Annotated in this window: 19 protein-coding genes; 8 read left to right on the top strand and 11 right to left on the bottom strand. The window is 64.3% G+C overall.

The window, feature by feature from the left end; translation table 11 throughout:
• Window positions 1–4: 4 nt before the first annotated feature.
• On the bottom strand, window positions 5–1,375 hold the full coding sequence (locus JJ896_03650; protein ID MBO6778729.1) for a tryptophanase: 1,371 nt from the start codon (window positions 1,373–1,375) through the stop codon (window positions 5–7).
• Between the two features lie 89 nt (window positions 1,376–1,464).
• Between JJ896_03650 and JJ896_03645 the strand changes: the two genes are divergently transcribed.
• The 8 genes from JJ896_03645 to JJ896_03610 all read left to right on the top strand — a co-directional run bounded on the left by JJ896_03645 (window position 1,465) and on the right by JJ896_03610 (window position 8,000).
• Window positions 1,465–2,526: a bifunctional transcriptional activator/DNA repair protein Ada gene (locus JJ896_03645; protein MBO6778728.1), complete on the top strand. Its 1,062-nt coding sequence runs from the start codon at window positions 1,465–1,467 to the stop codon at window positions 2,524–2,526.
• A gap of 46 nt (window positions 2,527–2,572) precedes the next feature.
• Complete coding sequence (locus JJ896_03640) at window positions 2,573–3,442, top strand: hypothetical protein (GenBank protein ID MBO6778727.1); 870 nt, start codon at window positions 2,573–2,575, stop codon at window positions 3,440–3,442.
• Between the two features lie 92 nt (window positions 3,443–3,534).
• Window positions 3,535–4,695 (top strand): HAMP domain-containing histidine kinase, encoded by a 1,161-nt coding sequence (locus JJ896_03635; protein ID MBO6778726.1) that lies wholly within the window; start codon window positions 3,535–3,537, stop codon window positions 4,693–4,695.
• Window positions 4,696–4,766: 71 nt separating this feature from the next.
• Window positions 4,767–5,522, top strand: a complete 756-nt coding sequence (locus JJ896_03630) for a TIGR02206 family membrane protein (GenBank protein MBO6778725.1) — start codon at window positions 4,767–4,769, stop codon at window positions 5,520–5,522.
• 66 nt (window positions 5,523–5,588) lie between these two features.
• A complete protein-coding gene (locus JJ896_03625) occupies window positions 5,589–5,990 on the top strand; it encodes a hypothetical protein (GenBank protein ID MBO6778724.1) in 402 nt (133 codons plus the stop codon).
• Complete coding sequence (locus JJ896_03620; GenBank protein ID MBO6778723.1) at window positions 5,991–6,530, top strand: YceI family protein; 540 nt, start codon at window positions 5,991–5,993, stop codon at window positions 6,528–6,530. It abuts the gene before it with no gap.
• Window position 6,531: 1 nt separating this feature from the next.
• Entirely contained in the window at window positions 6,532–7,389 is an 858-nt protein-coding gene (locus JJ896_03615; protein MBO6778722.1) for a hypothetical protein, read from the top strand.
• A 17-nt stretch (window positions 7,390–7,406) separates the two neighbouring features.
• Window positions 7,407–8,000 (top strand): DUF2911 domain-containing protein, encoded by a 594-nt coding sequence (locus JJ896_03610; GenBank protein ID MBO6778721.1) that lies wholly within the window; start codon window positions 7,407–7,409, stop codon window positions 7,998–8,000.
• A gap of 26 nt (window positions 8,001–8,026) precedes the next feature.
• Here JJ896_03610 and JJ896_03605 read toward each other — a convergent pair whose 3' ends face one another.
• From JJ896_03605 to JJ896_03560, 10 genes are read right to left on the bottom strand one after another with little or no spacing between them, the layout of a single operon-like run.
• Window positions 8,027–8,722: a uroporphyrinogen-III synthase gene (locus tag JJ896_03605; GenBank protein ID MBO6778720.1), complete on the bottom strand. Its 696-nt coding sequence runs from the start codon at window positions 8,720–8,722 to the stop codon at window positions 8,027–8,029.
• The gene (gene hemH / locus JJ896_03600; GenBank protein ID MBO6778719.1) at window positions 8,719–9,783 is read right to left on the bottom strand and encodes a ferrochelatase; all 1,065 of its coding nucleotides are present in this window, start codon (window positions 9,781–9,783) and stop codon (window positions 8,719–8,721) included. Before hemH ends, JJ896_03605 begins: the two co-directional genes overlap by 4 nt.
• A gap of 2 nt (window positions 9,784–9,785) precedes the next feature.
• The gene (gene hemL, locus JJ896_03595; protein ID MBO6778718.1) at window positions 9,786–11,072 is read right to left on the bottom strand and encodes a glutamate-1-semialdehyde 2,1-aminomutase; all 1,287 of its coding nucleotides are present in this window, start codon (window positions 11,070–11,072) and stop codon (window positions 9,786–9,788) included.
• A complete protein-coding gene (hemG, locus tag JJ896_03590) occupies window positions 11,069–12,400 on the bottom strand; it encodes a protoporphyrinogen oxidase (GenBank protein ID MBO6778717.1) in 1,332 nt (443 codons plus the stop codon). Before hemG ends, hemL begins: the two co-directional genes overlap by 4 nt.
• Window positions 12,397–13,428, bottom strand: coding sequence for a uroporphyrinogen decarboxylase (gene hemE / locus JJ896_03585; GenBank protein MBO6778716.1), 1,032 nt, complete (start codon window positions 13,426–13,428; stop codon window positions 12,397–12,399). Before hemE ends, hemG begins: the two co-directional genes overlap by 4 nt.
• On the bottom strand, window positions 13,425–14,168 hold the full coding sequence (locus JJ896_03580; protein ID MBO6778715.1) for a chlorite dismutase family protein: 744 nt from the start codon (window positions 14,166–14,168) through the stop codon (window positions 13,425–13,427). The genes hemE and JJ896_03580 overlap by 4 nt, the downstream gene beginning before the upstream one ends.
• Window positions 14,168–15,187 carry a porphobilinogen synthase gene (gene hemB, locus JJ896_03575; GenBank protein ID MBO6778714.1) on the bottom strand — a complete coding sequence of 340 codons (1,020 nt, stop codon included), beginning with the start codon at window positions 15,185–15,187 and terminating at the stop codon, window positions 14,168–14,170. Before hemB ends, JJ896_03580 begins: the two co-directional genes overlap by 1 nt.
• Complete coding sequence (locus JJ896_03570; protein MBO6778713.1) at window positions 15,184–15,876, bottom strand: uroporphyrinogen-III synthase; 693 nt, start codon at window positions 15,874–15,876, stop codon at window positions 15,184–15,186. The genes hemB and JJ896_03570 overlap by 4 nt, the downstream gene beginning before the upstream one ends.
• Window positions 15,869–16,762: a hydroxymethylbilane synthase gene (gene hemC / locus JJ896_03565; GenBank protein ID MBO6778712.1), complete on the bottom strand. Its 894-nt coding sequence runs from the start codon at window positions 16,760–16,762 to the stop codon at window positions 15,869–15,871. The genes JJ896_03570 and hemC overlap by 8 nt, the downstream gene beginning before the upstream one ends.
• A gap of 3 nt (window positions 16,763–16,765) precedes the next feature.
• On the bottom strand, window positions 16,766–18,046 hold the full coding sequence (locus JJ896_03560; protein ID MBO6778711.1) for a glutamyl-tRNA reductase: 1,281 nt from the start codon (window positions 18,044–18,046) through the stop codon (window positions 16,766–16,768).
• Window positions 18,047–18,094: the final 48 nt, after the last annotated feature.

Here is an 18,094-nt window from a genome sequence, read left to right as displayed (position 1 = left end):
GCGTTTACCCTGCGGGCGCGAACTTCGCGCTGAAGTGCCGAAGCCGCTTGGGCTGCTCCACAATGCGCACCCCACGAATCCCGTCGGACCGCTCCTTCAGCTCGCGAAACACGTCTACCACGTAGTCGATCTGGCTCTTGGTATAGGTGCGCCGCGGGATCGCCAGCCGCACCAGCTCGAACCGGGCGGGCTTTTCGCTGCCGGTCTCCGGATCCACCGCGCCGAACATTACCGACCCGATCTCCACCGTGCGGATTCCGCCCTGGCGATAGAGCTCAACCACAAGCGCCTGGCCCGGGTACTGTGACGCCGGGATGTGGGGCAGCATGGAGCCCGCATCGACATAAATGGCGTGGCCGCCCGGCGGCTGCAGAACGGGAATGCCTTCGGCGGCAATGTGATTGCCCAGGTATTCCGTGGACGAGAACCGATAGCGCTGGTAGTCCAGGCGCACAGCCTCATAAAGCCCGACCGCGACAGCCTCGAGGTCCCTGCCGGCCAACCCCCCGTAGGTTGGAAATCCCTCCGTCAGGATGAGCAGTTCCTCCTCCTGCTTGGCCAGGCGCTCATCGTTCGTGCACAGGATGCCGCCGATGTTCACCATGCCGTCCTTCTTGGCGCTCATGGTGCATCCATCGGCGTAGGAGAACATCTCCCGGGCGATGTCGATCAGTTCGTGTTCACCGTAGCCGGCTTCCCGTTCCCGAATAAAGAAGGCGTTCTCAGCAAAGCGGCACGCATCGATGTAGAACGGAATGCCTGCTTCGCGAGCTATTTCGGAGGCCGCACGAATGTTGGCCATGGATACCGGCTGACCACCGCCTCCGTTGTTTGTCACGGTGATCATCACGAACGGAATGCGCTCCCGATGCTCCGCAACCGTGCGCTGCAGGGCATCCAGGTCGATGTTGCCCTTGAAGTCCGCAGGTCGGAACAGGTCCGCGGACTCGGCGCAGGGCAAGTCCAGCGCAGTTGCGCCAACGGCTTCGATGTTGGCGCGTGTGGTGTCGAAGTGCGTGTTGTTGGGCACCACATCCCCCGCCTTGACCAGCGTCGCCGCGAGGATGCGTTCTGCAGCCCGCCCCTGGTGGGTGGGGATGACGTGCCTGAACCCGAAAATGTCCTTGACGGCTGCCTCGAACCGGTCAAAGCTCGGACTTCCTGCGTACGCTTCGTCTCCGCGCATGATGGCGGCCCACTGCTCGGCGCTCATCGCGCCGGTTCCGGAGTCCGTCAGCAGATCTATGATCACTGACCGGGAGGGCACCTTGAAGAGGTTGAACCCGGCCTTCTCCAGCACGGTCTCTCGCTCCTCCCGCGTGGTGAAGTGGATTGGCTCGACGACCTTGATGCGAAATGGCTCGATGATGCGCATGACCCATACCCGAAAATTCGACGCCTGAAAATCGGTAGCGCTGCCCTGGCGCGTTGGGCATCTTCTGCGAAACTGAAACCGCTTCCAGCATGATCACGCAGACGCTGCCCGAACGCGATGAGATGATTCGGGCGTTCATGGGCCGTGATGCCTCCTTTGACGGACTGTTTTACACGGCCGTGCGCACTACCGGGATTTTCTGTCTGCCCTCATGCCCGGCGCGCAAACCGAAGCCGGAGAACGTGGAATTCTTTCCCACCCAGCGCGACGCGCTGTTCAGCGGCTACCGGCCCTGCAAAAGGTGCCGGCCCATGGAGGGCGAGACAACGGTACCTGAGTGGCTTCGGCCGCTGCTCCGCGCCGTGGATCAGGACCCGGACAAACGGTGGCGGGACCGGGACCTGCGCGCCATGAACCTCAGCCCGGAGCGCGTTCGCCGGTGGTTCCAGTCGGTGCACGGCATGACCTTTCACGCCTACGCCCGGGCGCGCCGTCTACAGCAGGCGCTGGGGCAGATCCGGGAGGGCGCATCCGTCACGGCGGCGGCGTATGATTCCGGCTATGAATCCCTCTCCGGCTTTGGCTCTGCCGTGCGCAAGATGACCGGCACCACGCCCACTGACACACCGGCCGTCATCGTCAGCCAGCGTATCGAGACGCCGGTCGGACCGATGATCGCCGCCGCAGACGACGAGGCTCTGCTGCTTCTTGAGTTCGCCGATCGACGCATGCTGGAGACCCAGGTCTCACGCATCCAGAAACGACTGGGCGCCCCCATGGCGCCGGGTACAAACGCCATCCTCGAACAGCTCCAGAGGGAACTGGACGCCTATTTCGAAGGCACCCTCCAGCGCTTCGAGGTCCCGCTCAAGATGACCGGAACCGAGTTTCAGGAGAAGGTCTGGCACGCGCTCCTGGAGATCCCTTTCGGAACCACCACGCACTACGGGGCCATCGCAGAAGGCATCGGCATGCCGACCGGGATGCGCGCTGTGGCGCGGGCGAACGGCGACAACCGCATTGCCATCATCATTCCCTGCCATCGGGTCATTGGCAAGGACGGCAAGCTCACCGGGTACGGTGGCGGGCTCTGGCGCAAGCGCAAGCTGCTGGATCACGAGCAGGGCCTTTTTGTGCTTGGATCCGCCTGATTTGGCCACCCGGGTCATTTTCAACGCAAGAGCCCGCGGGGGCCGGGTGCGCCGACTGCGGCGCACGATTCGGGCGATGGTGTCTGAGGCGATTCCGGACGTGCAATGGATCGAAACACATACAGCCGAAGAGGCACGCGTTGCTGCCGCCGAGGCGGGCGCAGGCGATACCGTTGTGGCGGCCGGAGGTGACGGAACCGTGCACGTCACCCTGATGGGGCTGGCACGATCGGGATTTCGGGCAGGACTGGGCATCATTCCGGTGGGTACGGGCAATGACTTCGCCCATGCCATGGGGTTGCCCGCGGGCCCGCAGCCTGCCATCCAGTCCATTGCCCGCGGGGAGAGCACACAGGTGGACCTCGGCTGGGTGCGTATCGACGATGGGCAGGAGGAGCCCTTCCTGAATGCCGTCGGCGCCGGATTTGATGCGGCCGCGTCCATTCGTTCCCGGACCTGGCGCTTCCTTCCGGGTCTTGCACGATATCTCGTGGCTACCATGCACACGCTTGCCGTTTGGAGGTCTCCCGAAGCCACAGTGAACGGACAGGCATGGTCCGGGTCCATGATGTTCGGCACAATCGGAAACGGGGCCCGATCCGGTGGGGCCTTCCTGATCACCCCCGATGCCGACCCCTGCGACGGGGTGTTCCAGGCGTGCCTGGTGGACCACCTGCCGGCACTGACGGCAATGCGGGTGATTCCGCGTGTGATTGAAGGCAGCCACCGCTCGATTCCGGCCGTCACGCTGGCGGAGGGGACCGAATTCCTCATCGGCTGTCCGGCCGGCCTGCCGGTGCATGCCGACGGTGAGATTCTGGCGCGATCGGCCACCCGTGTCGCCTGTCGCATCGAGCCCGGCCGCCTGCGGTTTGTCGGCTCGCGTAGGACGAATCCTACGAGCTTATCAGACTGAGCCTACACCGAGGCAGGTGATTGCCCCGATAGACAGCGGATTTGAAGGTTTGTACGATTCTCGTTCAGGCACTACGACGATTATCGGCTTTAATGGCCTCGTTTCCGGCAGAAACCACGCTAAGCAGGGTTTTTCCCCAGAACGGCTCAAGGTTGGGTCGTGACGAGGGATCGCCGTATGAGGCTGTGTTCCAGTTGTCCGGCCACGGAATGGCGATACTCGAGCGCAGGACTGACGGCACGTTCCGCATCAAGGACTACAACCGCGCCGCAGAGCGCGCCATAGGCTCGGGCTCGGCGGGGTCACGAGCAGCTGCCGGGTGCAGCCTTGAGGAAGTGCTGCCTGGCATCTCTGCCATGGGCCTGAACGGCCGGCTGAATGAATCGCTGGACACAAACAGCAAGGTTCATCTGGGCGCCATCGAGTACAGGCCGCCCTCCGGACCGCAGACTGTGTTCACGGGCGATGTCGTTCCGCTCGAAGACAACCTCCTGCTCATCTCCTTTGAGAACATTACAGGCCACGTCGAGCAACTTCCCGGGGAGGGGACAGGCGGGGATGGCGCACAGCTGGACAGTCTTGCCGTGCGGGTTGCCCAGGAGCTTCGCGAGCCGGTGGGCAGCATCAAGCTGGCCGCCGATCTGCTCTTCAAGGACGAGTCCCAGAAACTGCCGCACCCAGCCGGAGAGTACATCGCCCATATCCGCGCGTCGGTCGGCTCCATGAAAGAGCGTATCGACGACGTGACGACGCTCGCACGTGTGCGGGGCCAGGAAATGGTCTTCCGCGACGTTAATCTGACCGGGCTCGTGCGCGCAGTCGTGGCGGAACGTCGCCTGGAAATCGATGCGCTTGAGGCGACCGTCGAGGTAGGCCGCCTTGCCACGGTACCCGGAGATCCGACCCTGTTGCGCCAGCTGTTCAGCAACCTGATGGCGAACGCGCTGAAATTCAGACGGGACAGCGTAAAGCCCGTGATCAGAATTGCCTCCGAGCCCATGCCCAGCCAGCCGGGGCTTGAGGACAACAAGGTCAGGGTCAGCGTCGCTGACAACGGCGTCGGCTTTTCCCGGGATATGGCGCGACACATCTTCCATATGTTCGAGACCACGCAGGCCCGCCCGTCCGGATCGACCCCTGGCCTGAGTCTGGGGCTTTGCCGACTGATTGTGGAACGCCACAACGGGCTGATCTGGGCCACGGGCACGCCGGGTGTCGGTGCGCGATTCACCATCGAACTGCCCAAGGCCTGACTGCTGGAGGCCCCGCAAGCCCAGCGCCCCTAGTGATGCCGCGTTGACCCGCCCCGTCCCGCAAACGATACTTGCGAACGATGGGGCGGTACTTCGAATTCGACTACAGCGGCGCGCCGTTTGAACTCTTCGGTCCAGCGCATCTCTGGACCGTTCTGGGCATGGCGCTCGCGATCTGGCTCATTGTGCGGGCCGGTCGCGGGATGACGGAGACGGGACGCCGTACCGCGCGCTGGACGATGGCCGCGTCCATGGCGGTCATGGAGATCGCCTCACACAGTTTTTGGGCGATGGGGGGCGCGTGGTCTGCCCAAACGCTTCTGCCACTGCACATGTGTGGCATCATGACCTACGTGAGCATGGCGGCCCTGGTCTTCGACCTGCGTCGGCTGTATCCGCTGGTCTACTTCCTGGGAATCGGCGGTGCCATTCAGGCCATCATCACGCCAGACGCCGCCGAGTACGGGTATCCGCACTTCCGCTATTGGGAGGCCATGTTTTCTCACGGAGTGCTCGTGCTGGCGGGATTCTGGGTGGTGATCGTCGAGCGTGCCTTCCCGACGATGCGCGACCTGTGGGAGACCTTTGCCGGCCTCAACGTGTACGCGCTCTTTGTCTATTTCGTCAATGCGGGGTTGGGCTCGAATTACCTCTACGTAAACGGCAAGCCGGACATAGCGAGCGCGCTCGATCTGATGCCGGATTGGCCCTACTACATCCTGGTCCTCGAGGCCATCGCGCTGGGTCTCTTTCTGCTCATGTACCTGCCCTTTTGGTGGCGTCGGCAGTACGGCACAGCCGCAGAGCCCGACGTTTCAGTCGTTTGAGCGACCTGCGGCCGGAACCCATGACCCCAGCCGCCAATTACCGCCGGAACGGTTACAATTGCCTCCATGCAGCGATTATTCCCCCCGACGCTGGCCCTGCTTCTGCTTGCAGGCTGCCAAAGCAAACAGATCGACAACAGTATGATCGTGGACCCGGGGCCGTCGGTAGGCTTTGCGGCGGATGTGCAGCCGATATTCAATCGCGGTTGCGGCGGTTTCGGTTGTCATGTCGGTGAGACCACCAACGGGATCAACCTGAGCACGTATGCAGATGTGATGGCCAGCGTTGGTTTCCAGTACAGCGGTCCGACCGTGGTGGCCGGCGACGCGGACGCCAGTCCCCTGGTGGATAAGATCAGTCCCAATCCTTCACAGGGATCCCGGATGCCACTTGGCGCGGCGCCCCTGTCCGCATCCGACATTGCGCTCATTCGTCAGTGGATCGACGACGGCGCGGAGGACAACTAGATGCGCCTCATAACCCTCCTTGCTGCACTCGTTCTGGTCGCCCCCGTGGCGGCACAAAGCTTTCTGACGGAGACGGGGCACGCAGAATTTGAGTCAAGCGTGCCCTTGCATTCGTTCGTGGGGGAGAGCGATGCCCTTGTCGGGCGGATATCGCTGCCTGACTCCACGGTGGACTTCTACCTGGACCTGGAGACACTGGACACCGGCATCCGCAAGCGCGACAAGGACATGCGCAAAACGCTGAAAACGGACGAGTTTCCGTTTGCGGAGTTCTTCGGCAAACTGACTTCGGACTTCGATCCGGCGGGCGGCGTGCAGGACGTATCGGTAGAAGGCACCTTCACCATCCACGGCGTCTCCCGGCCGCTGACGGTGGAGGGTACCCTGGAGCCGACGGCCGACGGCATGGTGCTCAATGCCGCCTGGGTGCTGAATCTGGACGATTACGACATCAAGCCACCCAGCCTCTTGATTGTAAAGGTCGATCCCCAGCAGAAAATCCAGATTTCTGCTCTGCTTCCACCCGAACCTGGTACCTGACATGCGCGCTGCCGTCCTTTCCCTCCTGGCGGTTCTGACCGCCACAGACGCCATCGCCCAGATGTCCCGCGAGCGGGCAGACCCGAACAGGCCCGTGAAGGAGCTGTTCTGGGCACCCACGCTGATCGGACTTCAGTCGGTGACGCCTCTTGGATCGGGCAACCTGAACTACAGCATCAAGCATTCCTTCGGGCTGGTGTCATCCGGCGTCGAGAACCTGTGGGGCCTGGACGGAGCGGCCAATATTCGCTTCGGGCTGGACTACGGCCTGACGGATCGCATCACGCTCGGCATGGGCCGATCCCGCTACGACAAAGTCTACGACTTCCGCGTCAAGGCCAACCTGCTCCGGCAGACCGTCAGCGGCTCCAGTCCGGTTGAGCTGGCGGTGATGGGCGATGTGGGGATCACCACACTCGAGAATGGCTTCAGCTTCCAGGACCGGTTGAGCTACGCCGGCATGGTGATGCTGGCTCGGCGGCTGTCTGACAAGGTGAGTGTGCAGGTGTCACCGATGGTCAGCCATCTGAACACGGTGTACATCGAGCGGGACGCGCAGGGGCAGCGGGTGGTTGAGGAGAATACCCACCTCGGGCTTGGTCTTGCTGCTTCCTGGGAGCTCAACGAGCAGGTGGCGCTGATCGTGGAGTACATGCCGGTACTCGGCGAGCGCTCGGACGGCACCACCGATGCGTTCTCGATCGGCCTGGACCTCGAAACCGGGGGACATGTGTTCCAGTTGTTCTTCAGCTCGAGCGACTGGCTGATCGAGCAGCACATGCTCGCCCGCAACGACGACGACTTCTTCTCCGGCGACTTCCGCTGGGGATTCAACATCAACCGGGTGTTTGCCCTGTAAATCCTTCCCTCACTCCGATGCGACTCTCTTACGTAGCCGTCTTTTTTGCCCTCCTGCTCGGCTTTGCCGATGTAGCCCACGCCCAGTTACCGGCATCGCCGCGTGGACAGGCTCAGACCCAGATCGGAAGCCGGGAAGGCCCGTGGATCACTGTTGACTACGGTCGGCCGATCCTGCGCGGACGCACCAACATCTTCGGTTCTGGCGAGGAGTACGGAAAGAGCCTGTACGCGGGTGCGCCGGTCTGGCGTCTCGGGGCGAACCAGTCCACCAGCCTGATGACGGAGACGGACCTGATGATTGGCGGGCAGCATGTGCCGGCCGGCACGTACACCATGTTCGCCGAGCTGAACAGCCCGACCTCCTGGACGCTGATCATTTCAAACCACAAGGGCAAGGTCAACCCTAGGGACGAGAATGAAGAGGGCATCTGGGGCTCCTACGGATACTCCCCGGACATGGACGTGGCCCGGGCAACCATGCAAACCACTTCGGTGGACGCCTCCGTGGACCAGCTCTCCATTGTCTTCATGGACGTGAGCGCCAACGGCGGCCTGATGGGCGTCGTGTGGGGCAACACCATGGCCATGGTACCCTTCCAGGTACACTAGCTGACCGATCATCACCGCGCGGCGGCCTAGCGGGCCGCCGCGCGGGTGATGGTGTCGACGAGGCCGGACACGTCGTGGTAAGGGGCCGCCGCCTCGGCATGCGGCTCCAGCCGCATGGCCGAGTCGCCGACCACACCCGTGCGAATCGCGTGCCACGGCCAGTCCCAGAGGCGCCTCACGCCCATCGCTCGAGGACTGAAGAAGACCACCCAATCCGGCGGAGGTCCCTCGGGTGGCTCTGATTTCAGGTGTGATGCGTACACCGGGACCTCAACAAGCGGCACGCCTTCCCGCTCGAGAATCTCCGGCAATTCCGGGCGACGCGGATCGCCGCAGCAGAAAAGAAGCGGCTTCTCGGGGTTTCGGCTCACAATGTGCCGAGCCAGGTCTACCGCGCCCTGCCCAGGGTTCGCGTGCGTCGACAGACCCAGCTGGCGGGCCTCACGCTCCGTTCGCGGACCAACCACGTAGCTCGGCAGGTGTCGCCACTGCTGGAGCAGCAGGCGGGACGGCTCGTCCCTTCGCCACGCCTCCGTGGTTCGCGGAGAGAGCACTACCAGACCCGAGTACCGCTCAGGTTCGGCGAGGCGGCGTCGCACAGGCGCAGGATCCAGATACTCGAACTGCACCACGTCGAGCACATCGGCCCGGATTCCAGACGTTTCGAACGCTTCCAGATACGCTTCCGCGCCTTCCGGACTGCGTAGAAGCAGGACCCTCATGCCTGTGGTTGGTGCCGGGCGTGGTGGCAATCCACCTCGCGATGGCCGTTGGGGCAGAAGGAGCCGGGCGCACATCGGCATGCGTGCAGCCCTGCAGTCTCTGCAGGCGCTCCGACAAGAGCCGGCTCGATCAGGTCGGCAAGGATGCCCGCCAGGCGATCGTGATCCTGCGGAGTCGGCACACGGAAAACCTGCTTGCCAAGCGCATCGGCCTCGCTACGGAAATCGATATCCAACTCGGCAAGCGTCTCGGATTGCTCGTGGATGAAGCTGATGGGTTCTACCACAAGGCGTCGCTCGACGACCGTGGGCAGACGCGTTTCATTTGACGGCTCAGTCCAGGCGATGCCGCGATTGGAGTGGTTCTGATAGGCCAGCGTATAGTTCACGTCGCCCATCAGATGGGCAATGCGGGCGCAATGCTCCTCTACGTAGCCGTCGTACCGGCTCCCCAGCTCCAGATACTTGACAGGAGTGCCGTGGGCCGAGAAGTAGAGCAACGTATCCGGATCGCGCAGATCGAGGTCCTCCTGCGCACAAAACGCTCTCAGGTTATCTGCGCGATACCGTACGTAAGCATCATCATGGTGGAACGCGGTGACCGCCTGCACGGGCAGATCTCCCGCGGCAGCACGGACGGAGCGAATGGCAGCCACATTGGTCGAGAACCCGCACAGCGGGTAAACGGGCAGCGCGACCAACGCGGTCACTCCGTCCTCACGGGCTAGCCGGACCGATGCTTCAATCGACGGCTCCATGAACTGGAAAGCCACGTACACGTGGGCGTCCAGGTCGCGACGATCCAACTCGGCCTGCAGAGCCTCACCCTCGGCTCGGGCCTGGGCATTGAGAGGCGAGCCGCCAATGCGCTTGTAGTCCTCAATCAGCCCCGGCGCGCGCTTCCGGGCCAGGTCGAGGCAGCGCGCACGCCAGGCCTCCTCGGACGGGAAGCGCTCCAGGGGGGTATTGTTCAGGAAGATGCGCTCCAGAAATGGTAGCACCTCCTCCATGACGGGCTGCTCGGGCTCGCCGAAGTTCAGCATCAGGACGCCGATGGGCATGGTCAGGCTACCGCTCTGAAGGCGGCCAGGGCCGCGCGGTGAGTAGTTTCGATTTCCTTGTCTCCGTGCTCGCTCGATACGAAACAGGCCTCAAACTGCGAGGGCGGCAGATACACGCCCTCTTCCAGCAACCGCCGGAAGAACGCGGAGAAGCGCTGCAGGTCGCAGGCCTGAACGTCCCGGTAGGCACGTACTGGTCTGTCAGTGAAGTAGGTGCAGAACATGGTACCTACCCGGTTCTGGGTCACGGGCACGCCTGCCTGACTGGCCGCATCTGCAATCACGTTCTCGATTTGGATGGTGGCCTCCGCAATCTGCTGCCAGAGGCCGGCTTCCTGCAGTTTGCGTAGCGTGATGATGCCACCCGTCATCGCCAGCGGGTTGCCGGAAAGCGTGCCCGCCTGGTACACCGGTCCGGCCGGCGCCACCATCTCCATAATGCCGCGGCGGCCGCCATATGCGCCGACCGGCAGGCCTCCACCGATCACTTTGCCCAGGGCTGTCAGGTCCGGGGTGACACCATACAGTGTTTGTGCTCCTCCGGGGTGTACCCGCCAGCCGGTCATCACCTCGTCAAAGATGAGCAGGCTGCCGTGGTGCCGGGTCAAGGATCGAACGCCCTCCAGATAGCCCTCCACGGGAGGAATGACGCCCATGTTGCCGGCGACGGGCTCCATGATTACGGCGGCTACCTCACCCCGGTGGGCATCGAGGCAGCGCTCTACGGCCGCGAGGTCGTTGAATGGAAGAACCAGCGTGTTTGCGACCGTCGCTGCGGGCACGCCTGGAGAGTCGGGCAGTCCCAGGGTGGCCTGTCCGGAGCCGGCCTGGACCAGAAGCAGATCGGCGTGACCGTGGTAGTTGCCCTCGAACTTGATGACTTTGTCGCGGCCGGTGAACGCCCGGGCCACACGGATAGCGCTCATGGTCGCTTCCGTCCCCGAGTTCACAAAGCGGACCAACTCCAGCGACGGCATGAAGGCCTGCACCAGCCGGGCCAGTTCCAGCTCAAGCGGGCTGGGCGCGCCAAAAGAGGTCCCTTTGGCCGCCGCCTCGGCCAGCGCGGAAGTCAGAACTTCTGGAGCGTGGCCAAGAATCAGCGGTCCAAAGCTCAGCACGTAGTCCACAAAGCGGTTCCCATCCACATCGGTCATCCAGGCGCCCTTGCCGGAGGCCATGAAGTGTGGATTTCCCCCAACGCTGCGGAAGGCCCGTGCCGGGGAGTCCACGCCACCAGGAAGCAGACTCTGCGCCTCTGCAAACAGCGCGTCGGACAGTGATCGGTTCATAGGTAGGCCAGCACCCTGCGTGCGGTCTGATTGGCGTGGTGGATGACGTCCGGAATTCCGACACCCCGGTACGACGCCCCGGTCAGAAAGAGTCCGGGGCAATCGGCGAGATGCCCTTCAATCCGGTCGAGACGCTCGGGATGACCGAGGGTGTATAACGGCTGAGCATCGATCCAGCGGGTCACCCGCGCAAGGTCTGGCGATGCTGCATGACCTGTCACCCGCCTGACCTCCGCGTGAGCCCGCTCGATCAGTTTTCCGTCGGAAGCCGAGAGCCAGGGATCCTCGGGCCCGCGGCCGAAGAACACCCGCGCGAGCCCGCCACCTTTGGGAGCGCGGCCCAGGATCTTGGTGCTGGACCACGTGCATGCGCGAACGTCCCCCTCGGGAGCCAGAAATCCGTAGCCCTCGAGTTCGGGGCCCTCACGCCAGCCAAGCGTGACGGTGACCGTGCTGCCCGTCGTGAACTCGTTCAAGGTCCGGGAGACCGTTTCCGGAAGCATATCGGCTGCTGCACGGGCCGGGGTAGCAACGACAACCGCCTGAGCCACCAGGGTGGAATCAGCGGTCTCGATGCTCCATGCGCTCAGATCCTTCTCGACGGACTGCACCTGTACGCTGCACCGAATATCTGCCTCACAGCGCTCAAGCAAAGATTCCGGTAGCGCTCCCAGTCCTTCCGAAAGGGTCGCAAAGACCATCGCGCCTTTCACTCCCTTGCGTCGACGCGCGCGGGCACCTCGCACGAGACTGCCCGTCTCCTGCTCCATGCGCCTGAGTTGCGGGAATGTCGCCTCCAGGCTCAAGGCATCAGGATCGCCTCCATAGATGCCTGAGAGCAGCGGCCCGACAATGCGCTCAAAGGCCTCATTCCCCAGGCGCCGCCGCACGAACTGGCCGAGAGGCTCGTCCCCGTCGCCCTCGCGAGTGGGCGCCAGCGGCTCCAGGAGCAGGCGCAGCTTGCCCCGCGGCGAGAGCAGCCGAGATCTGAGAACCGGAATCCATCGCGTAGGCACCAGACCGCCAAAGCCCTCAGGCAACGGGTGGAGCTTCTCCTTCCAGCGAATGAAGCTGCCGCGGGACTCGGGGTTGGTGGGCTGCATGGCCAGCCCCAGCTCCTCGCACAACTCCGCCGCCCATGGTTTGCGCGTCAGGAAGACGTCCGGACCGTGCTCGATCACGAACCCGTCTGCCCGCTCGGTCATGAGCTTGCCGCCGGTGCGGCGTGCCTTTTCCAGCACGGTGACGCGGGCCTTACCCCGGAGTCGATATGCCACGGTGAGGCCGGCAATTCCACCGCCGACTATGACCACATGCGGAAGAGTCACCCGGCGCTGGATTCGTGCACGTAGTCTACCAGGCGCCTCACGTTGTCGACCGGCGTGTGAGGCAGAATGCCGTGTCCCACGTTGAATACGTGGCCCGGCCGCGCCGCCGCTCGACGCAGCACATCCTCTGCCCCGCCGCGCAGCGTCTCCCACGGCGCATGCAGCAGCACGGGATCGAGGTTGCCCATCACGTTCCGGTCCAGGCCAACCTGCTCCCAGGCGCTGTCGAGCGGAAGACGGAAGTCGACCCCGACCACATCGCCACCCGCGGCCGCCACCGCATCCAGGTGGCCCGACGTGCCGGTCGAGAAATTGATGACCGGCAGCCCCGTCTCCTGGGCTGCTTCAATCACACGTCTCGTATATGGTTGTACGAATCTTTCGTAATCAAGCCGTCCGACTGCGCCGGCCCAGGAGTCAAACACCTGGAGTGCGTCTACCCCGGCCTCCGCCTGGGCCGTCAGATAGTCTGCAACCACATCGCTCAACTTGCCCATGAGTTCGTGCCAGGCCTCCGGGTCGCTGTACATCAGCCCCTTCGCATGCGCGTAACTCTTGGAGCCGCCACCCTCAATCGCGTAGCTGGCAAGCGTGAACGGAGCACCGGAGAACCCGATGAGGGGTACGCGCAGCTCCTGCCGAACCAGCCGAATGGCTTCAAGTGTACCGCTCATCACGTCCGCCATCGGGGGAGTGGCCAGGCGCTCGATGTCGCCTCTGTTCCGCACGGGGTTGTCCAGGCGAGGTCCCACGCCCTTCACAAACTCGAGAGGCAGACCCATGCCCTGCAGCGGAGGCAGGATGTCCGAAAAGATGATGGCCGCATCCAGGTCGAAGGCCTCAATCGGCTGGAGCGTGATCTCGGCGGCCAGATGGGGCGTGTTGATGCAGTCCAGCATCGAGAAGCGCTCGCGCAACGCGCGATACTCCGGCATGTAGCGCCCCGCCTGCCGCATCAACCAGATGGGCGTGCAGTCGGCCCGGCGGCCATGACATGCTTCGAGAAATCGGGAGGTGCCTCGCTTCATTCGCCCGGCATCCGCGCGCGCTGCCACACCGCCTTGCCCACGAAGAACGGTCCCATCTGGGTGATGAAACCGGCCGTCTGCCTGGTCGAACGCATGTGCTCGACCACTTTCGAAAGCGGGGCCAACTCCTTGCCCATCAGGGCCACCAGGAAGTCGTTGTCATTCTGATCGAGGCCGTGACAGGACAGTCGCACGTCGTGCGCCAGATCGGCCTTGCCGTAGGCCCGCCCAATCCCTCCGTGCTCCATGAGCATCGTGCGCTGCTCGTCCGCACTCAGCATGGAGAACTCGCCACTTCGACGCAGCGGATACCAGATGACCCAGGGCCAGGCCGGGTTGCAGGCGTGTCGAACGGGCCGGCGGAGCAGGACATCCTCCAGGTCCTTTTCATAGCCGATGGAGTAGGTGCGCCCGGTCATGGTCATCTCCGGCCGACGGGTCAGCCCGGAAAAGGGGGCCGCGTTCAGCAGGTTGCGGAGCCCATCGACAAACCAGGAGGGGTCCTGGCTGTACGTCAGTAGCCCGACACCCTGCGGGTTCAGCACATCGGCGTACAGTGTTCCGCCAAGGCCGGAATCCTCCATGGCCTCCTGGAGTGGCTCCAGGCTGCGGGCGCCCGTAAACACCTGTAGCTGCATGAACAGGCGGGCGTCCAGGTAGGTGGTTTCTCCCTCGGCGTTACGGCCTTTCTCGGCCACGTTGATTCCGGAGGGTTTCTCTACGGCGATTTCCAGTGCCATCAGCTCAGCCAGCGGGCTGCGTCCTTTGCGTGATAGGTGAGAATGATGTCGGCGCCTGCGCGTTTGAAACCCATCAGGGCCTCCAGCACCACGGCAGGCTCGTCCAGCCATCCGTTTCCGGCGGCCGCCTTGATCATGGCATATTCGCCGGACACGTTGTAGACCGCGATGGGGTATTCGGGGAATGCCTCCTTCAGAGCCCGCACCACATCCAGATAGGGAAGCCCCGGTTTGACCATCAGAATGTCGGCGCCCTCGGCAATGTCCAGGGACGCTTCCCGAACGGCCTCGTGCGCGTTGGCAGGGTTCATCTGGTAGGTCTTCTTGTCGCCCGGCACATCCGTGAGTTGGCGCGGCGCGGAGTCCAGCGCCTCCCGGAACGGCCCGTAGAAGGCAGACGCATACTTGGCCGTATAGGCAAGAATGCCCACATCCGTATATCCGCCCTGGTCCAGCGCGGTGCGAACGGCACCGACGCGTCCGTCCATCATGTCACTCGGGGCGATGAGGTCTGCGCCGGCCTCGGCATGCAGAACGGCCATGTCGGCCAGGAGCGGAAGCGTGGCGTCGTTGTCGATGGCGCCGTCCCGGACCAGGCCGTCATGGCCGTCCGAGGAGTACGGGTCCAAAGCCACGTCCGTGATGACCAGAAGGTCCGGGCAGGCCTCCTTGACCGCCCGAATGGCCCGCGGATAGAGGCCTTCGGGGTTCAGCGCTTCGGTGGCGTCCGCATCCTTGAGCACATCCGGAATAGCCGGAAACAGCGCCACGGCCGGAATCTGCAGGGACTCCACCTCGCGACACTCCTCTACGAGCTGATCAACGCTCATTCGGAACTGGCCCGGCATGGAGGCGATGGGCTCGCGGCGCTCGGAGCCCTCCATCAGGAACAGTGGGGCCACGAGATCCGAGGGCCGCACGTGGTTCTCCTGCACCATCGAGCGCAGTCCTTTGGTGCGGCGGAGGCGGCGAGGGCGCTCCTTGGGACCTGTCAGGGTATCAGTCAACAAGAGGTTCATGCCTTGTCGAGGAAGTGGTCGGTCAGGGCGTCAATCAGCCCTTCAACCGTGCTTGGGTCGGCAGTGAGGTGTACCCGCATCCCCGCCTTCTGTGCCGCCGATGCGGTCACCGGCCCTATGCACGCGACAACCGCATCTTCCGCACGGCCACCCTGCTCGCGGAAGCCCGAGACGGTGGATGGGCTGGTGAAAGTGATCGCATGTACGTCTGACGGTGGCGGTCCCAACGCCGCGTTGACCGTTCGATAGGCCGGCGCACTCACTAGCCTGGCACCGCGTCCGCGGAGACGGTCGGCCAGTACCGGTCGCGCCCCTTCTGCCTGGGGGAGTAAGATGGTGGCCCCGCGCGCTTCCGGAAGGCCCTCGGCCAGGTGCTCGGCCTGGAACAGGCGAGGCACGTAGTCCGCCTCGATACCATGCTCGCGCAAAGCCTGGGCGGTCGATGAGCCGACAGCGGCGGTGCGGGTCGTCAACGGCCCGGGCGCCGCCGCAAAGAAGTACCGCACGGCATTGGCGCTCGTGAATACAATCCAGTCCGCTTCCGAAAGCGCATCCAGAACAGGTGACAGGTCTCCAGACTCGAATGCTATGGCGGGATGGCGCACGGCCTCGAAGCCCGCACGCTCGAGCCCATCGGCCAGACCGTGGGCCTGCTCGGCTGCTCGTGTGATGAGCACGCGCTTACGCATGCATCAGAGCCGCCGCGCCCGCATGCAGCGCCTGCGCGGCCAATTCCTTTCCAAGTGCCTCGGCCTGGCTACCGCGGCCCGAGACGCGCACCACGCGGGAGCCGTCCTCAGAGAACACTGCACCAGTTAGGGCAATGTCGCCCGAATCACGCACGGCAAAGGCGCCCACTGGACTGGAGCAACCGGCCTGCAAGGCCGCAAGGAAGGACCGCTCTGCGCTCGTTTCGGCCGCGCACGCGTCGTCATGGATAGCGCCCAACAGCTCCGTGACCCGCTGATCGTTCGCGCGACACTGCACGCCGATGGCGCCCTGACCGGGCGCCGGCAGCATGATGGAGGGCTCAAACGTCTGGGCAATACGGTCTTCCATGTCGAGTCGCTCGAGGCCGGCACGGGCGAGTACCGCCGCGGCGTACTCGCCGCGGTCCACTTTCGCCACGCGCGTCGGCACGTTGCCGCGAATGGAGCGGACCTCCAGGTCTGCACGCATGGACAGAATCTGCGCTGCGCGGCGCGGACTGCTGGTTCCGACCACGGAACCGGGCGGGAGTGCATGCAGGGGATCGCCGACCATGACATCCCGCGCGTCTCCGCGGGCAGGCACCGCTCCAACGGCGATTCCCTCCACTGCGGCCGTCGGAAGGTCCTTGAGCGAGTGCACCGCGATGTCGATGCGGCCGTCCAGCAGCGCGCCTTCCAGTTCGGCCGTAAACAGGCCCTTGCCGCCGATTTCGGGCAGGGGCGCATCGAGCGTGCGATCCCCACGGGTAACGAACTCCACGACCTCGATCTCAAGGTCCGGCCATGCCTGCTTCAGCAGCGCGCACACGTGCGCAGTCTGCCAGCGTGCCAGCCGGGACGTTCGGGTGCCCGCCCTGAGCGTCATGATTCAGCCGGCGCGCTCGCGCAACTGAAACAGGGCGCGTACCGTCCGGGCCAGCTCCTCGGCCTCCCCCTGGCCTGCCTCGCGGCGCAGGCCGGTCGTCGGGTGGTGATACAGCTTCTGCACCAGGGCCTGCGAGAATCGTTCGATGTGCTGCAGCACATCATCCGGCAAATCCGGAAGCCGATCCGCCAATCGTTCGAGCTCCGTGCGACGAATGTCGTCCGCCTGCCTGCGCAGGTCCGTGATCAGCGGCTGCACGCGCGCCTCGAGCAGGAAACGCTCATACCGCGCCAGTTCATCTTCCAGGATGTTCTCCACTGCAGGGATCGCGGTCTGGCGCTTCTCCAGAGATCCGGAGATCTCGACCTGCATGGCGTCCACATCAAGCCGCTGCACGCCGGCGATTTCGCTGACTTCGGGCTCTATGTCATGCGGTACGGCGAGGTCCACCAGCACCAGAGGTCGGTCGGGCCGGGACGCCATCGCCCGATCAACAAGCGCACGCTTGACCAGCGGATAGGGGCAGCCGGTGCAGCAGAACACCACGTCCGCCTGCCGAAGCACCTCCGGAAGCTCCATGAAGTCGAGGGCGCGTCCCTGTTCGCGCTCGGCCTGCTCCTGCGCAATCGAAAGCGTTCTGTTGACGAACAACAGATCTTCTGTGCGCTTGCGACGCAGCACCTTGATCACCAGGCGGCCGGTCTCGCCCAACCCGACGACGGCTGCACGCTTGCCTTCCAGGGTGCCGAGGGCCTGTTCGGCCTTGCGCACGGCCACTGAACTGACACTGACCGGGTTGGTGGCGATGTCGGTTTCGGCACGAGCACGGCGCCCCGCTTTCAGGGCGGATCGGAAGAGGTCATCCAGGGCAGGGCTGGAGGCATGATTCTCCTGGGCCAGTCGCCACGCGGCATCGATCTGCCCCAGAATCTGGGCTTCACCAAGCACGAGAGCGTCGAGTCCCGCGGCGACGCGGGCAAGGTGCTGGGCGGCGGCGAGGCCGTTCAAGCGGTACAGGTGCGGCTCCAGTCCCTTGATGCGCTCCCCGAGCATGCGCTCCAGAGTCTTCACTCCATCGTCCACACGATTCTCCGGCACGCTCGCGTAGAACTCCACCCGGTTGCAGGTGCTCAGTGCGACCAGTCCGGTCAGGCCGCTTTCGTGAAAAGCCAGCCCGAGCAGGGCGCGCATCTCCGCCGAGGTGAGCGCCAACCGCTCCCGCACCTTCACCGGGGCGCGGTGATGGCTTATACCCAGACAGAAATACGGAGCGACAGGTGTCATGCGATGGGGAGATGACGGCCGGAAAATGGCGATCGGCCGCCCTGCACG

Source organism: Rhodothermales bacterium, from assembly GCA_017643395.1.
Lineage (GTDB): Bacteria > Bacteroidota > Rhodothermia > Rhodothermales > UBA10348 > JABDJZ01.
Note: the sequence above shows the minus strand (reverse complement) of the source record. Positions and strands in the feature narration are given on the sequence as shown.

What these genes read in the sequence shown, in the direction of transcription:
- JJ896_03650 (MBO6778729.1), bottom strand. Translation starts at nt 1,375, where the DNA reads ATGCGCATCATCGAGCCATTTCGCATCAAGGTCGTCGAGCCAATCCAC.
- JJ896_03645 (MBO6778728.1), top strand. Translation starts at nt 1,465, where the DNA reads ATGATCACGCAGACGCTGCCCGAACGCGATGAGATGATTCGGGCGTTC.
- JJ896_03635 (MBO6778726.1), top strand. Translation starts at nt 3,535, where the DNA reads ATGGCCTCGTTTCCGGCAGAAACCACGCTAAGCAGGGTTTTTCCCCAG.
- JJ896_03625 (MBO6778724.1), top strand. Translation starts at nt 5,589, where the DNA reads ATGCAGCGATTATTCCCCCCGACGCTGGCCCTGCTTCTGCTTGCAGGC.
- JJ896_03620 (MBO6778723.1), top strand. Translation starts at nt 5,991, where the DNA reads ATGCGCCTCATAACCCTCCTTGCTGCACTCGTTCTGGTCGCCCCCGTG.
- JJ896_03615 (MBO6778722.1), top strand. Translation starts at nt 6,532, where the DNA reads ATGCGCGCTGCCGTCCTTTCCCTCCTGGCGGTTCTGACCGCCACAGAC.
- JJ896_03610 (MBO6778721.1), top strand. Translation starts at nt 7,407, where the DNA reads ATGCGACTCTCTTACGTAGCCGTCTTTTTTGCCCTCCTGCTCGGCTTT.
- JJ896_03605 (MBO6778720.1), bottom strand. Translation starts at nt 8,722, where the DNA reads ATGAGGGTCCTGCTTCTACGCAGTCCGGAAGGCGCGGAAGCGTATCTG.
- hemH (MBO6778719.1), bottom strand. Translation starts at nt 9,783, where the DNA reads ATGCCCATCGGCGTCCTGATGCTGAACTTCGGCGAGCCCGAGCAGCCC.
- hemL (MBO6778718.1), bottom strand. Translation starts at nt 11,072, where the DNA reads ATGAACCGATCACTGTCCGACGCGCTGTTTGCAGAGGCGCAGAGTCTG.
- hemE (MBO6778716.1), bottom strand. Translation starts at nt 13,428, where the DNA reads ATGAAGCGAGGCACCTCCCGATTTCTCGAAGCATGTCATGGCCGCCGG.
- JJ896_03580 (MBO6778715.1), bottom strand. Translation starts at nt 14,168, where the DNA reads ATGGCACTGGAAATCGCCGTAGAGAAACCCTCCGGAATCAACGTGGCC.
- hemB (MBO6778714.1), bottom strand. Translation starts at nt 15,187, where the DNA reads ATGAACCTCTTGTTGACTGATACCCTGACAGGTCCCAAGGAGCGCCCT.
- JJ896_03570 (MBO6778713.1), bottom strand. Translation starts at nt 15,876, where the DNA reads ATGCGTAAGCGCGTGCTCATCACACGAGCAGCCGAGCAGGCCCACGGT.
- hemC (MBO6778712.1), bottom strand. Translation starts at nt 16,762, where the DNA reads ATGACGCTCAGGGCGGGCACCCGAACGTCCCGGCTGGCACGCTGGCAG.
- JJ896_03560 (MBO6778711.1), bottom strand. Translation starts at nt 18,046, where the DNA reads ATGACACCTGTCGCTCCGTATTTCTGTCTGGGTATAAGCCATCACCGC.